General features: G+C 51.1%; 18 protein-coding genes. 8 read left to right on the top strand and 10 right to left on the bottom strand.

Annotated features, from left to right (window positions below; all coding sequences use genetic code 11):
• Window positions 1-105: 105 nt before the first annotated feature.
• The 3 genes from A3K92_RS04305 to A3K92_RS04315 all read left to right on the top strand — a co-directional run bounded on the left by A3K92_RS04305 (window position 106) and on the right by A3K92_RS04315 (window position 2,667).
• Entirely contained in the window at window positions 106-405 is a 300-nt protein-coding gene (locus A3K92_RS04305; RefSeq protein WP_088885092.1) for a PadR family transcriptional regulator, read from the top strand.
• A 2-nt stretch (window positions 406-407) separates the two neighbouring features.
• On the top strand, window positions 408-1,592 hold the full coding sequence (locus tag A3K92_RS04310) for an MFS transporter (RefSeq protein WP_088885093.1): 1,185 nt from the start codon (window positions 408-410) through the stop codon (window positions 1,590-1,592).
• Between the two features lie 88 nt (window positions 1,593-1,680).
• On the top strand, window positions 1,681-2,667 hold the full coding sequence (locus A3K92_RS04315) for an asparaginase (RefSeq protein ID WP_088885094.1): 987 nt from the start codon (window positions 1,681-1,683) through the stop codon (window positions 2,665-2,667).
• Here A3K92_RS04315 and A3K92_RS04320 read toward each other — a convergent pair.
• Entirely contained in the window at window positions 2,664-2,882 is a 219-nt protein-coding gene (locus tag A3K92_RS04320) for a hypothetical protein (protein WP_088885095.1), read from the bottom strand. The genes A3K92_RS04315 and A3K92_RS04320 overlap by 4 nt on opposite strands.
• 122 nt (window positions 2,883-3,004) lie before the next feature.
• On the opposite strand from A3K92_RS04320, the gene A3K92_RS04325 reads away from it, so the two are divergent.
• Window positions 3,005-3,517: a MogA/MoaB family molybdenum cofactor biosynthesis protein gene (locus A3K92_RS04325; protein ID WP_088885096.1), complete on the top strand. Its 513-nt coding sequence runs from the start codon at window positions 3,005-3,007 to the stop codon at window positions 3,515-3,517.
• Window position 3,518: 1 nt separating this feature from the next.
• Window positions 3,519-4,709 (top strand): molybdopterin molybdotransferase MoeA, encoded by a 1,191-nt coding sequence (locus A3K92_RS04330; RefSeq protein WP_088885097.1) that lies wholly within the window; start codon window positions 3,519-3,521, stop codon window positions 4,707-4,709.
• A gap of 1 nt (window position 4,710) precedes the next feature.
• Here A3K92_RS04330 and A3K92_RS04335 read toward each other — a convergent pair whose 3' ends face one another.
• The 7 genes from A3K92_RS04335 to A3K92_RS04365 form a co-directional block, all read right to left on the bottom strand.
• The gene (locus A3K92_RS04335; protein ID WP_088885098.1) at window positions 4,711-4,917 is read right to left on the bottom strand and encodes a hypothetical protein; all 207 of its coding nucleotides are present in this window, start codon (window positions 4,915-4,917) and stop codon (window positions 4,711-4,713) included.
• Between the two features lie 128 nt (window positions 4,918-5,045).
• Entirely contained in the window at window positions 5,046-6,080 is a 1,035-nt protein-coding gene (wtpC, locus tag A3K92_RS04340) for a tungstate ABC transporter ATP-binding protein WtpC (protein WP_088885099.1), read from the bottom strand.
• Window positions 6,067-6,819 carry a tungstate ABC transporter permease WtpB gene (gene wtpB / locus A3K92_RS04345; protein WP_088885100.1) on the bottom strand — a complete coding sequence of 251 codons (753 nt, stop codon included), beginning with the start codon at window positions 6,817-6,819 and terminating at the stop codon, window positions 6,067-6,069. The genes wtpC and wtpB overlap by 14 nt, the downstream gene beginning before the upstream one ends.
• Window positions 6,816-7,847, bottom strand: coding sequence for a tungstate ABC transporter substrate-binding protein WtpA (gene wtpA / locus A3K92_RS04350; RefSeq protein ID WP_088885101.1), 1,032 nt, complete (start codon window positions 7,845-7,847; stop codon window positions 6,816-6,818). The genes wtpB and wtpA overlap by 4 nt, the downstream gene beginning before the upstream one ends.
• An 82-nt stretch (window positions 7,848-7,929) precedes the next feature.
• Entirely contained in the window at window positions 7,930-8,346 is a 417-nt protein-coding gene (locus tag A3K92_RS04355) for an RNA-binding domain-containing protein (protein ID WP_088885102.1), read from the bottom strand.
• Window positions 8,347-8,391: 45 nt separating this feature from the next.
• Window positions 8,392-8,949: a dephospho-CoA kinase gene (locus tag A3K92_RS04360; RefSeq protein ID WP_088885103.1), complete on the bottom strand. Its 558-nt coding sequence runs from the start codon at window positions 8,947-8,949 to the stop codon at window positions 8,392-8,394.
• A gap of 186 nt (window positions 8,950-9,135) precedes the next feature.
• The gene (locus A3K92_RS04365) at window positions 9,136-11,301 is read right to left on the bottom strand and encodes an ATP-dependent DNA helicase (protein WP_088885104.1); all 2,166 of its coding nucleotides are present in this window, start codon (window positions 11,299-11,301) and stop codon (window positions 9,136-9,138) included.
• A gap of 173 nt (window positions 11,302-11,474) precedes the next feature.
• Here A3K92_RS04365 and A3K92_RS04370 point away from each other — a divergent pair, with 173 nt between their 5' ends.
• Window positions 11,475-11,717 carry an Lrp/AsnC family transcriptional regulator gene (locus tag A3K92_RS04370; RefSeq protein WP_088885105.1) on the top strand — a complete coding sequence of 81 codons (243 nt, stop codon included), beginning with the start codon at window positions 11,475-11,477 and terminating at the stop codon, window positions 11,715-11,717.
• Here A3K92_RS04370 and A3K92_RS04375 read toward each other — a convergent pair whose 3' ends face one another.
• Entirely contained in the window at window positions 11,718-12,050 is a 333-nt protein-coding gene (locus tag A3K92_RS04375; RefSeq protein ID WP_088885106.1) for a signal recognition particle protein Srp19, read from the bottom strand. It lies immediately after the preceding gene.
• Window positions 12,051-12,105: 55 nt separating this feature from the next.
• Here A3K92_RS04375 and A3K92_RS04380 point away from each other — a divergent pair, with 55 nt between their 5' ends.
• Both A3K92_RS04380 and A3K92_RS04385 read left to right on the top strand, forming a co-directional pair.
• Window positions 12,106-12,756, top strand: a complete 651-nt coding sequence (locus A3K92_RS04380) for a hypothetical protein (RefSeq protein WP_088885107.1) — start codon at window positions 12,106-12,108, stop codon at window positions 12,754-12,756.
• Entirely contained in the window at window positions 12,725-13,483 is a 759-nt protein-coding gene (locus A3K92_RS04385; protein WP_088885108.1) for a tRNA (adenine-N1)-methyltransferase, read from the top strand. The genes A3K92_RS04380 and A3K92_RS04385 overlap by 32 nt, the downstream gene beginning before the upstream one ends.
• Here the strand turns inward: A3K92_RS04385 and A3K92_RS04390 are convergent.
• The gene (locus A3K92_RS04390) at window positions 13,470-13,667 is read right to left on the bottom strand and encodes a hypothetical protein (RefSeq protein WP_088885109.1); all 198 of its coding nucleotides are present in this window, start codon (window positions 13,665-13,667) and stop codon (window positions 13,470-13,472) included. The two genes, A3K92_RS04385 and A3K92_RS04390, sit on opposite strands and share 14 nt — an antisense overlap.
• Window positions 13,668-13,790: the final 123 nt, after the last annotated feature.

Below are 13,790 nucleotides of genomic sequence, written 5' to 3' on the forward strand. Positions count from 1 at the left end.
TACGTGGTGTCTCTTAAATTATTATCGGTTTGTGTGGGTTCTTGGGGGATAGTGTCCTGAAACAGTTTTTTAAGATAACATCGAACTTAGATATCGGTGTTCGATATGATAAGGCGCGTAATCTTGGGCTTTATGGGGATTCACGTCCTCCACCACGCCAGCAGGGAGGGAGTGACTGGGAAGTTTATGATGGAAGAGCTCAGAAAACACAGCTACAACGTCAGTCCCGGAACGATCTACCCCCTCCTCCACAGAATGGAGGCGATGGGCCTCCTGGAGAGCAGGTTTGAGGTCAGAAACGGGAAGCGTGTACGGGTGTACACTATCACCCCCGAAGGTAGTAGGCTTCTCGGCGAGGCCAGGAAGATGGTTAAAGAGCTCTGCAACGAGGTGTTGGGGGAGTGAAAATGGGTCAAAGAGATAAGAAGGTCTTCGGAATCAGCTGGAACGTCTTCGTCCTCGGCCTTGTAAGCTTCCTCAACGACATGAGCAGCGAGATGATAAACCCGGTGATCCCGAAGTACCTGACCGACGTTCTGGGAACTGGTGAACTCTTGGGCGGAACCCTGATGGGTGCCATAGAGAGCCTCAGCTCACTGTTCAAGGTGGCCTTTGGGTACATCAGCGACCGGTTCAGGCGGAGAAAGGTCTTCATCTTTGCCGGCTACACCCTCTCGACCTTCTCAAAGGGTGCCCTGGCGTTTACAAAGCACTGGTGGGACTTCTTAAGCTTGAGGGTTCTCGACCGCGTCGGGAAGGGGATTAGAACGGCCCCTAGGGATGCCCTCATAGCGGAATCTTCCGAGAAGGGGAAGACTGGGAAGTCGTTTGGCTTCCACAGGATGATGGACACCATGGGGGCAGTAGCTGGCCCGCTGGTTGGCATAGGACTGCTCTACCTCATGCGCGGGATTGAAATCGAGAGGGCCTACCGCTACCTCTTCTTGGCTGCTGCGGTTCCGGGTCTCCTTTCCCTCCTGATAATCGTTCTCCTCGTTAAGGACAGGGGAAGAGAGGTCAGAAAGAAGATAGCCGGGGTCTCAGCGCTGAAAAGCCGGAACCTTCGCCTGTTCCTCCTAGTGATAGCGGTGGGTGCCCTCGGCAGGTACAGCTACGCCTTCACCCTCTGGAAGGCTGGAGAGCTGGGCTACTCCCTCAAAGGTGAGATGGCCTTCTACGCGCTCTTCAACCTCATGTACGCCCTCTCGGCTTACCCGATAGGGGTTTACTCTGACAGGGTGGGCAAGAAGAGGCTCATTACGGCCGGCTTTCTGATTTCGGCGTTGGCATCGCTGGCGTTTGCCTACGCCCGGGGATTTGGAACCCTTGTCTTAGCGTTCCTCCTCTACGGGATCTACATAGCGATTGAAGACACCATTCCAAGGGCGTACATGGCTGACCTCGCAAAGGACTTCGAGAAGGGCACTGTGATAGGGGCCTACCACACGGTCTTCGGGATCTTCGTCTTTCCTGCCTCTGTGATAGCGGGCTGGCTCTGGCAGAGCTATTCCCTGACTTACTCCTTCCTCTACGCGGCGTTGATGAACCTTCTCGCTTTTGTCATGATGTTCTTGATCAGGGATAAAAACTGACGTATGTTCAAAAATTCTTCCCTTTTCTCCAATTTTTTCGTCGGAAAGACTAAAAAGGTTCCCGGCTATTTTTCGCCGGGTGAGGGATTTGAAAATTCTCATACTCGGGACAGGGGGCACGATAGCGAGCGCAAAAACTGAGAGGGGATACAAAGCCTCACTGAGCGTAGACGAGATTCTCAAAATTGCCGGGATCAAAAAAAGAGATGGAGTCAAGCTAGAAAGTAGGGACATCCTTAACCTGGACAGTACCTTACTTCAGCCCGAGGACTGGAAAACAATAGGTAAAGCCGTCTTCGAGGCCTTTGGTGAGTACGACGGGGTGGTAATAACCCACGGAACCGACACTCTCGCTTATACCTCCTCGGCTCTGAGCTTCATGATAAGGAACCCACCGGTTCCGGTGGTTCTCACGGGTTCTATGCTCCCGATAACCGAGCCGGAAAGCGACGCGCCGAGAAACCTCAGAACGGCCTTAACCTTTGCCGAAAAGGGCTTTCCGGGCATATACGTGGCCTTTATGGATAAAATCATGCTTGGAACGAGGGTTTCGAAGGTTCATTCCACTGGCCTAAACGCCTTCCAGAGTGTGAACTATCCCGATATAGCCTACGTCAAGGAGGGAAAACTTCTCGTAAGGCACAGGCCTCCGCTCCCCACGGGTGAGCCTGAGTTCGATCCCGACATCGACCCCAACGTCGCCCACCTTCGACTCACCCCAGGTCTCTCTCCGGAAGTTTTTCTGGCGGTAGCGAATAATGTCCACGGAATAATTCTTGAGGGCTATGGTGCCGGAGGGATTCCTTACAGGGGAAGGGATCTCCTTTCTGCGGTAGAAAATGTTAGCGGGAAAAAGCCTGTGGTCATGACTACTCAGGCACTCTACGGCGGTGTGGATCTCACGAGGTATGAGGTTGGAAGACGGGCTTTAGAAGCCGGTGTAATTCCTGCCGGGGACATGACAAAGGAGGCAACGCTTGTGAAGCTCATGTGGGCCCTTGGGCACACGAGAGACGTTGCCGAGATAAGGGAAATAATGGGGAAAAACCTAGCGGGAGAAGTGAGGGAGGTTTAGCTGCCTTCAAGCTTTTTAATTTCCTCGTCCCCTATGAGGAGTGGCCTGCTTGACTCGATCACGTAGCTCAGCTCCCAGACCACTTCGCCCCTGTTCATGAGCCTGGCGTATTTTCTGGCCTTTTCTTCGGCCTCCTCCAGGGAAGAGGCCTCGACGATCCTCCTCACGTACCACTTTCTGTCGCCGTAACGGAGCTTGAACTCGGCCATGTACATTTCCATCACCCTCTAAACCCTCGATCCAGGTCTTAAAAACCGTTCTGCTTTTTTGTTAAACACAAACGTTTGACTGGACAAAGGTTATTAGGCAAAGAATGAAAACTCAAACGGTGATTGCAATGGGCGTTAAGGATCACAAGGAAACGGCTCCCAAAAAGTTCAGGTTTGCAGTTATAACCATCAGCGATACGGCCAGCAGAGGGGAAAAGGAAGACGCAAGCGGAAAGTTTCTGGTTGAAGAGCTCGAGAGGGCCGGTCATGAGAAGGTGCTCTACAAAATCGTTCCGGACGAGAAAATGGAAATAGTAGGAGCCATCGTGGATGCCTTCCACGCTGGAGCTGACGTGGTGGTAACGTCGGGGGGCACGGGGATAACAAGCAGAGATATAACTATAGAGAGCGTTAGACCGCTCTTCGATAAGGAGCTGTCCTTTGGGGAGATCTTCCGGCTGGCCAGCTACGAGGAAATAGGTACGGCGGCGATAATGACAAGGGCAACAGGGGGAATAATAAGGAGTTCCGGAAAGGTTATGGCGGTGTTCTGCCTTCCAGGTAGCCTCGGAGCGGCTAAGACGGGGATAAAGATTATCCTCAACGAGGCCGGCCACGTTCTGAAGCACGGGAGGGAGTGAGATGAGGGAATTTAAGCGCCTCACGCCATACCGGGAAGCCCTTAGAATGATGCTTGAGGACATAGAGGAAATACCGGACGTTGAAGAAGTACCTCTGGATCGGGCTTTGGGGAGGGTTCTTGCCGAAGACGTGGTTTCCCCGATCGACAGCCCGCCCTTCAACAGGGCGGCGGTTGATGGGTACGCGGTTAGGGCAGAGGACACCTTTCCGGCCAGAGAATACAACCCGGTAGAGCTCAGAGTTATAGATGAGGTACCGGCTGGGGGAGAGAGCAAAACCAAAGTCGAACCGGGAACAGCGGTGAAGCTTCTAACCGGAGCGAAGATCCCGGAGGGTGCAAACGCAGTCCTCATGCAGGAAATGGCCGAAAGGGAAGGAAACATCATAAAGGTTCTCAGACCTGTCGCTCCCGGCCAGAACGTGGCCATGAAAGGGGAGGACGTCCGGAAGGGTCAGGCCGTTCTGAAGAAGGGGCAAGTTCTGAGGCCTCAGGACCTGGCGATTCTAAAGAGCATTGGTTTTAAGTCGGTGATGGCAAAGAGAAAGCCCCGCGTTGGGATAATCGTTACTGGAAGCGAGCTCATCGAAGAGTATGACGAAGAAGCCCTGAACCACGGAAAAATCCTTGAGAGCAACTCAATAATGCTCAAAGGGCTTGTAAAGCAATATTTTGGCGAGCCCGTGTTCTATGGAGTGTTCCCCGATGACCCTGAGGAGATTGGAGCGATCATCGAGAGAGCAAAGAAGGAAAACGATCTCGTTCTCGTGACTGGGGGTTCCGCGTTCGGGGACATGGACTTTGCCCACCGCTTCGTTAAGCTGCTCTTCCACGGGACGACGATAAGACCGGGAAGGCCCATAGGCTACGGTGAGAGAACTTTTGTCATGAGCGGCTATCCTGTTGCGGTCTTCGCCCAGTTCCACCTCTACGTCAAGCATGCTCTGGCAAAGCTTGTAGGGGCTAGAAACTACGAGGTCAGAGTGAAGGCAAGGCTTACCGATAGGGTACCCAGCCAGCTTGGAAGGGCAGAGTTCGTTAAGGTCTGGTACGAGGACGGAAAGGCGAGGCCGATAAAGAAAAAGGGGAGCGGCATAATAAGCTCGCTCGTTGAGAGCAACGGCTACATCCTAATCCCAGAGGACAGTGAAGGTTACCTTGAGGGAGAAGAGGTCGAGGTTGTGCTTTATTAACTTACTCCACAAGAAAAGTCTCCCATCTCGGCCTCTTCACGATTCCCTTTACTTCGTCAGGAATTTCGGAAAGTGTCAATGAGTCGATGATCCCGAGAACCTCCACGATCTCTCTTTTTCTCTCAGAGATAGCCTTCTCAAGATAATCTGAAGAGGCCCAGGGGAGGATGCTTTTTATCATATCTTCACTTTTTGCCGTGGCTCTCATGTTTCACCGTACTGTTACAAGGCCATTATATATTTAAGCTTTTTCCGCCCAATTTTGCGGAATTAACGGTTTAAAGTGCAAAACTTGTGGAACTATCGGGTAAATATTGGCTTGCACAGGCGTACTAACTAAAACACGTGTATTGCGCTCGCTTTAAAACTTGCGTAGACTCTTTTCCCGGGCTTTATGCCCATTTCAATCATCGAGGAACGTGTGATAAAAGCCTTCAAAATGAGGCCACCAACGGACAGGTGCACGCGAACCAGTGGACCGAGCTCTTCAATTGACTCCACCGTTGCCTCAAACTCGTTTCTGGCGGAGGTCTTGATTGGTTGTGTGGAGAGCACTATGTCCTCCGGCCTTACTCCAATGCGAACCCTTCCCTCCACCTTCAGGGGGAGTTCTATTTTCATGCCGTTTGCAGTGAGAATTCCCCCGCGTGCTTCACCCTCAATAATGTTCTCAAAACCCAGAAACTTTGCCACATCTTCGTTTTCTGGCCTTGAGAACACCTCCTTAACCGAGCCAACCTGGACTAACCTTCCGTTGAGCATTACACCAACCCGATCGCCAAGGCTTACTGCCTCTTCAAACGAATGCGTGACCTGAATGGCCGTGAAATTCAGCTCTCTCTTCCAGCGTTTCATTTCTCTGATAAGGTTTCCCCTTGTCTGGACGTCGAGGTTGGCAAAGGGCTCGTCCAGGAGGATAAGGGGCGGTTCAACGGCCAGAGCCCGGGCTATGGCTACTCTCTGCCTTTCTCCACCGCTTAGGGTTTGGGGGTTCCTGTGGAGCAGGTGTTCGATTCCCAAGACCTCAGCCAACTCCCGCACTTTCCTTTCCCTCTCATCTTTGGGAACCCCTCTGAGCTTTAATCCAAAGGCGATGTTATCGAAGACGCTCATGTTGGGAAAAAGGGCATAATCCTGTGGGACATAGGCGAGACCCCTCTTCTCCGGCGGCAGTGTTGTTACATCTTTCTCGTTGAGTATAACCCTGCCCGAGTCGGGTTCCAGTATACCTGCTATGATCTCCAGCAGGACTGTCTTTCCTGCCCCGCTGGGACCTAGAAGCACAAAGTACTCCCCCCGCTTAACCGAGAAAGTTATATCCCTCAGATGGAACTCCTTGTAATCCTTTGAAATTCCCTCAACTCTGAGCATTTTTGGCCCTCCACACCAGCCAGCGAAGGATTACAAAGATCATCAGGCTCAAACCCACCATTATCACCGCTATCGGTCTCGAAGCCCTGAGGCCATAGTTGTTGAAGTACTCCAGGATAAGAACCTGGGCGGTTTTTGGATAATAGGCAACTATCAGAATAGCACCAACCTCGCTTATCGCCCTAGCCCACGTCATTATAAGGCCGCTCGCTATCGAGGGGAGGGCTATTGGCAGGGTGATCGAGAAGAAGGCCCTTAAAGGCGATGCTCCGAGTGTCCTGGCAACGGCCTCAAGCTTTTCATCGACTGCCAGAAAGCCGTCTCTGGCGGCGTTCACAGTAAAAGGCGCCGAAACGAAGAGCATGGCCGCTATTATCCCGGTATAACTATCCAGAATGGCCTTTGAGAACGTAACCAGAAGCATTATTCCAACCACGGAGTGCGGTATGACGATTGGCACATCAACAAGGGCCTGGACTACACTCTTCCCCGGAAAGTCAGCTCTAGCCAGAACGTATCCGAGGGGGACACCGAGGAGCAGTGCTATAAGTGTCGCCGCGGTGGCTGTTAAGAGAGAGTTCTTAATCGCAGAAACTACGAGGGGATCGTGCATAATTCTGGAGAGCATTTCCAAATCGGCAGACTGTTTAATGAAAATTACCGCTATCGGAAGGGATATGTAGACCACCAGGAAGCTCCCCAGTGCTGCAAAAAGGTAAAAGGTGTAGCCCCTCCTCATTTTTCCACCCTGACAAGATCTTTTATCCCATCGGGAACGTTTCCAAAGGCCACAGGCGGGTTGAGGAAATCCTGGTGGTTCTCCTTGAAAACCCTCTGACCGTTCTCCCCGAGGAGGAACTTGAGGAACTCTATCGCCAGGTCTCTGTGAGGGGCGTCCTTGAGCACTGTGACGCCGTAGACGATGGGTTTGGCCTCTATTGTTTTCCCGGTAGAGCCAAGGGTTATGGTGACTTGACCGTAGTAGTTGGCCTTGTTGAAATCCTTCAGGTTTATCTCGTCCGGCAGGGCGATGTAGCTCAGGTTGTGCTGTTCGGCAACGCTTTTGTAAATGAAAAAGTAGTCGAGGCTTCCACTTTCGACGAGGCCAGTTAAATCGGTCTCCTTCGGCCTTATGACGACCTTATTGGTTTTTAGCTCGATCTCTTTGGGTGTGTAGATATGGGTGCCGTTGGCGTATATGTTGGTGTTCTTCTCAACCAGAGTCTCGAAGATCGGCTTTTCGTAGTAGAGATCCGCCAGCTTCATTACCATTACCGAACGGTAGCCGCAGGGGTCCTGGTTCGGATCGGAAAAGCCAAAGGTAACCCCCGGCCTGGCGAGGATCTCGTACCATTTTTCTGGATGGGCCTTCATCTCGTCGGCGTACTTGCTTTTGTCGGTGAACGCTATAACTATCTCGTTGGTGGCGAAGAGCACGTAGAAGTCCGTGTAGTTCGAGACGAGCATCTGCGGAATAAGGGTGTAGTCCGCGGTCGCGACGATATCTGCTTCCCTGTGGAGATCGGTGACCTTTCTAACGGCCTTAACGCTCCCACTGGCCTCGTCCTGGAAGACAACCTCAACGTTGAGGTTCTCTTTGGCGTAATTCTGGAACTCCTTTTCCAGCTGCTGGAATGGAATGCTGAGCGAACCCGCGTGGAAAATTATCAAGGTCTCCTTATTTCCTGCAGAATTCGAGTTTATACATCCGGCTGAGAGAACGGTCAGCAGAAGAACGGTCGTTAGCAGTAGTCCTGCCTTTCTCATTTAAACCACCATAAAAGGGACAAAGATGGATAATTTAAACATTTTGGGCAAACAAAGTAGTTAAAGAAAACAGAAATGTTTCTCACTCTATCGGAACGCCGTCCTTGGTTCTGGGAGCGAGCCACTTCATGAGCCTTTTGGGGTCTTTTGTCCTTATGATTATCGTTATTGGGCCCAACGGAGACTCCTCGTTGAAGTTTACAACTCCAGCGTAGGCCGCCTGCTTGTTAACCTTAATTATTATTTCCTCTCCGAAGTATCCCTCCTCCAAAAAGGAGCGGGCCGTGTCAAGTATGGCCTGCCCCCTGAATAGCTCATAGAGCCGGTTTAGGGCCTTTTTACTCTTCGTCTTTCCGGTTAAGATTATATAATCATCTCCTTTATCAAACGCCTCGAACTCCAGATCCGGAATCAGGTTGAGCATGGCCCTCTTTACCTTCTCGATGTCCTCTGTTGGATAAACGTAAGCTTCCACCTCAACTTCCTCGAACAGCTCCATCTTTATCGCCTCCATTAGGAATTGTATTGAGAACTTATAAAGCTCTTAAATCCCGTTTAAAATCATGTCAACCAGTTCCCGTACCTTCTTCTCGTACTCCTCGTGAGTCCCATCGTTTATTATCATGTAGTCAGCCATCGCTATAACGCCACCAATTCCGAAGCGCAGCTCTTTCCAATCCCTCTCCTCGAAGTCTTCCCAGGTTTTTGGATCGTCGTGTCTTCCCCTGGCTTTCAGCCTCTCGAAGCGCTGTTTTGGTGGAGTGTGAACCGCTACAATCATTATTCGCTCATCAGGGAAGGCTCCCCTGAAAGTCCCCACCTCGTCGAGCGATCGGACGCCGTCTATGACTACCACACCGCTGTTTTTTAGGAAAGCTCTAACTTTCTCCACGGCCAGCTTTGCAACGGCATTTTGGCCGAGCTCCTGTCTCAGGCGAATGCTCACCTTGGCCACGTTCTCTTTGGTGAGCTCAAGACCTCGCTTTACGGTTTCTTCCCTTACAATGTCACCGAGAGAAACGCTGGGAATACCTCTTTTCTCAAACTCCTTTACAATTTTGCTCTTTCCAGAACCGGGCATTCCGGTAACTATCACTATCATTGTGCCCACCTTGAGTAGAAAGGGAGGGCTTTAAAAAAGTTGAGCTTTGTTAGGGAGGCAAAATTTTTTAAGGTCTGGCCTACTTCCTCGGGCAGAGGGTCGGTGGAAAATTCTGCTGGAAGGCCCACAACAGCGGCCTGAATCCTGGAAGGAGTATATTGGTATTGTGGAGGACCAGAGGGGAGGCTATTTAAGGTAGTCGTAGAGATTGCCTTTTTTCTTGGGCTTTTCTTTCACTTCGAGGGTATGTTCAACTCCCAAATGTTTGTAGATGTCTTCAAGTATTTTCAAGCCGATGCCTTCGACCTGGAGCAAGTCCCGCGGTTTGGCTGTGAGTATCGCTTCAACGTTCCTGAAGCCGGCATTGTAGAGTGCCCTTGCCCTCTTTCTTCCAATGTTCGGGAGTTTAACGAGCTCAAGGAGCTCCTCGCGAACTCCGTGTCTGAGCCTCAGGTGAAGGTCACGGAGATACTGGAGAACATCTCCCTTCGGTTCAAAGAGCTTGTAGAGCTCTATCAAAGAGTACATCAGCCAGTCCGCCAGCTCCAGGATCCGGTAGAGGTCACCGGGGTCTACGTTGTAGGTCTCGTATATCCTAACCTCTGGAACCTCGTTTATCCAGTCGAGAAGAACTTTGGCCGTTTTAACCTGACTTAGGAAACCCTGGAAGCGGGAATCCTCATAGTAGGGTATGCCCGTGTAGAGTTTCTCCTCAAGTTCATAGGCAAGGTCGAGGTAATCCTCCATTTCGCCCCTTCTGACAGTCAGAGTGGCCATGTCGGGGGTAGCGGCTATAAGCTGAAATATCCCGAACGGATTTGGATTCTTTTCGAGCTTGGGGAACGCGTCCTTGAACTTTTTGGCGGTCAACGGATCGATGTAAAGGTGGGAAGTTCTTTTTCCCAGGGGGAGGGGAATGAAGTTGTTCTCGAGATCAATGTCTATGAACTCGTTCTCGATCAGGAAATAGACTATGTCCTTGGCCTTGTACTCGAGCGAGAGCGTATCCCCTCTCTGATGGGCGTAGAACGTCTTCGAGAGAAAATTCACGAGTTCCTGGAAGTTTCTAACGCCAAAGTTTGTTATCAACGCCAGAACCTGGCTCCTGAATGCCTGTTCATTGGCCAGCATGGAGAAAAGCTTCTCCGGCTTCCCGTGAACGTAGCGCTCCATGAGCTTCTTCGGGTTCTCGGTTCTGGCAACTATAATGGCCTCGCCAACTTTATCGTACTTCGGCCTCCCAGCGCGACCCATCATCTGCTGTATCTCAAGGACGGGAATATCTACCCAGCCGAAGTTGGAATAGCGTTTGGTGTCGCGGATTACAACGCGAAAGGCGGGGAGGTTTAGTCCGGCCGAAAGTGTCGGCGTCGCCGTTATTACCTTGACGAGGCCCTCTCTGAAGGCGTCCTCTATTAGAGTCCTTTCAACCCTGCTTAAACCGGCGTGATGAAAGGCAACGCCACCTTTCAGGGCTTTCTTCAGCTTTTCACTGGTGGGGTTCCTTTCCAGCTGGGACGCCAGATTTTCAAGGGCTCTCTTCTCGGGTTTGGTCAGATAACCAGAGACGAGCTTTGATAGGGCAATCGCCTCTTTCTCCGCACTTCTTCGGGTGTTCACAAAGACGAGCGCACCTTTACCCCTCTTCACAGCATCCACAACCAGGGAATACCAGTTCTCGGGATAGCGGTCTATTTTTCCGTCCTCCCAGAAGAGGGTTCCGAGGTGGAAGATTCCTTTCCTCAGCTCAACCGGGCGCCAGTCGCTCACTATGAGCTCCGCGTTGAGCCACTCGGCAAGTTCTTCAGCGTTTCCAACGGTCGCGCTTAGAGCCAGAATCTGTGCTTTGTCCATGAGATGCGTTAAAATCATCTCGAGGGTTGCCCCCCTGTCGTAGGAACCCAGGAGATGAACTTCATCGGCAACGACGAGCTTTACCTTATCAATCCATCTGGCACCGTGCCTCAGGAGTGAGTCAAACTTTTCGGCGGTGGCAACGATTATGTCGTACTTCCCGAGCCACTCATCCGTTGAGTCGTAATCTCCGGTAGTTGCCGCCACTCTAATTCCGAGCCTCTCCCACTCCTTGAACTCGCGGTATTTTTCTTCGGCAAGGGCTTTGAGCGGAACCAGATAAACAGCCTTACCTCCCTCTTTCAAAAGCTTGTTTAGCATAACTATCTCGCTCACGAGAGTCTTTCCGCTCGCCGTAGGGATGGCCAAAACGAGGTTTTTCCCTTCCAAAACGCCGCTTTTAAGGGCTTCTGCCTGCGGCGGATAGAGCTCTTCGATCCCCCTCTCCAGGATTACCTTCTTTATTCTCCCGTCAACGGGTAGTTCACTGATTTTCATGTCGTCTCACTGCAGGCAGTACGTGCTACCCTTTAGAAATTTTTGGGTGCCGTTCCGGTTTAGGGCTGTTGAGTGTTTAGTGTCGCCTTTCAAAACTCAGAGGACTCCGGCAATACGAAAAGCTTAAATTAAAGCCCGCTTAAATATGAACGTAAAACTGCGGGGTGGTTCCCATGGTTAAGTCCTACGTGTTGCTGACGATAGAGATTGGAAAGGTTGAAAGCGTTATAGAGGCTCTGAAGCAGATACCCGGAGTAATCAGGGCAGATGCAGTTACCGGGCCCTACGATGCAATAGTCTACATAGAGGCCAACGACCTCGGCGAGCTGACAAAGAAGATACTCCACGACATCCACAACATCGACGGCGTCATTGACACCACAACGGCAATAGTAGTTGAAATGGAAGAGAAGTGATCAGCGCTTCCTCCTCTTGGACTTCCTTCTATCTTCCGAGCGCTTTCTTAGTTCGCGTATCTTTTGAGTGACCATTTTAAGTGTTTTAGCTTTTCCGTGCGGTGATTCGACCACGAAGAAGCCCCTCGTCCTTAGCTCTTCGTCAAGTCCTGAAAGCCTGGGGTTGAGCTTGGTGTGATCTTTTTCTATAATCTTCACCCCGATGGCCAGCAAAGCATCCTCGACTTCAGAGAATGAGGGTGAATCCACCGCCATATTCTTTGGAACCAGTCTTCCATACTTCCTCGAAAGCCTGCCGTCTAGTTCACTGGGCCATACTACGAACCTTGGCATTCTCCCACCCAAAGCTTTTAAATCGGCCGACTTTAAAAACCCTTGTGGTGGGAGTATGCAGAAGGAAGACAACATCAAGGTCTTACTCTCACTCCTTCAGCCGGGCGATCGGGTTCTAATCGAGTATAACTCCCTGGCCAGAATCGAGGATCTGGTCTGGGGGGAGATCATCCCCGAGCTTATTTCAGACGGCCCACTGATGGTTGTAGACATGTATGGAATAGGTGGAGTCCTATTCAGAAACTACCTTCGGAAGGCCAGCCCTTCTGAGTATCGGCCCCTGATAAAGGCAAAAAGAAAAATTTACGTCTTCAAGCTCGGGCCTGGAAATCCGGGCTACGGGAACGTAGTGGGGGAAGACAAAATACCCCAAAACGGTGACGAGTTCCTAAAGGTTCAGCACTGGACTATAAGAAAGGCCCTAAATCTTCCCGAAAAGCCCAGATTCGTGGTGACCTTCGGCCTCTCTGAGTTCCTGCTGTTCCGTGGCAAGGGTGGCGTTAAGGATATTCTCCAGGCAACTGTCGCCATTCCCGTTGAAGACTGGGTTATGATAGCTTTCCTAAATATTTCAGCCGTCGAGAGAGAGCTGGTGGCGGTTCTGGAAGAACTCTCAACCCACGTTCTTCTGCTCGATGGTGAGACCTTGAAAGTCCTGAAAGGAGGTAAGGGGAGTGAGGGAAGGAGAAAAGGTTCTTCTCGTTGATCCGAGGGGGAAAAGGTATCTGGTCACGATATCAAACAGGGAATTTCATACCGATCTGGGAATACTCAATCTGGGAGAGCTCCATGAGAAGGACTACGGCGACACCATAGAGAGCCATCGAGGGGAAAAGTTCAAGATACTAAAGCCTGACATCAACGACATAATAGCAAAGATGAGACGAGGACCTCAGATAGTTCACCCGAAGGATGCGGGCATAATAATAGCCTACGCAGGAATTTCCCCCGGCGACACGGTTATAGAAGCCGGAGCCGGAAGTGGTGCGCTCACAATTTTCCTGGCCAACATAGTGGGGCCGAGCGGGAGGGTGATCAGCTACGAAGTCAGAGAGGATCATGCCGAGATAGCCAGGAAAAACGTCGAACTGGCCGGCTTCTCAGACAGGGTCACGATAAAGCTTAAGGACATCTACGAGGGAATAGACGAGGACCGTGCAGACCACATCGTTCTTGATCTCCCCCAGCCGGAGAGGGTTCTTCCTCACGCGGTTGAGGTTCTTCGTCCTGGAGGATATTTCGTTGCTTACACTCCCTGCGCCAACCAGGTTCACCGCTTCTTCCAGGCGTTTCAGGAGTACAGGGAGCACTTCATGAAACCCAGGGTCGTCGAAGTTCTCGTCAGGGAACAGGAGGTAAAGAGGGACTGTATGAGACCAAAGACAACAATGCTGGCCCATACTGGCTATATAACCTTCCTCAGGAAGCTCTAGTTTTCTCAATTTCTTCTCCATATGTAGAATACGCCAGTACACCGAAGAGAACTATCATAATGAGAGCCTGAACGAGAGGATCCCCCGGAATTTTTCTCAACGCTGGCACGTTTCCATACAACACAGGCCAAAAGAGCCCCATGGCGGCTATGGATACAGATGTCCAGTATAGTACTCTTCCCATCGCGTTCCCTCCGATATCACTTTTTGCGAACTTTTTTTAACATTTTCTCGGTTTGCTTGATGATACTTTGTGCTTTTTAACCTTTGGTTAACAACAGATTTATAAGCACTCAATGTTGTGAAC

It is taken from the genome of Thermococcus gorgonarius, assembly GCF_002214385.1.
Taxonomy (GTDB): Archaea; Methanobacteriota_B; Thermococci; order Thermococcales; family Thermococcaceae; genus Thermococcus; species Thermococcus gorgonarius.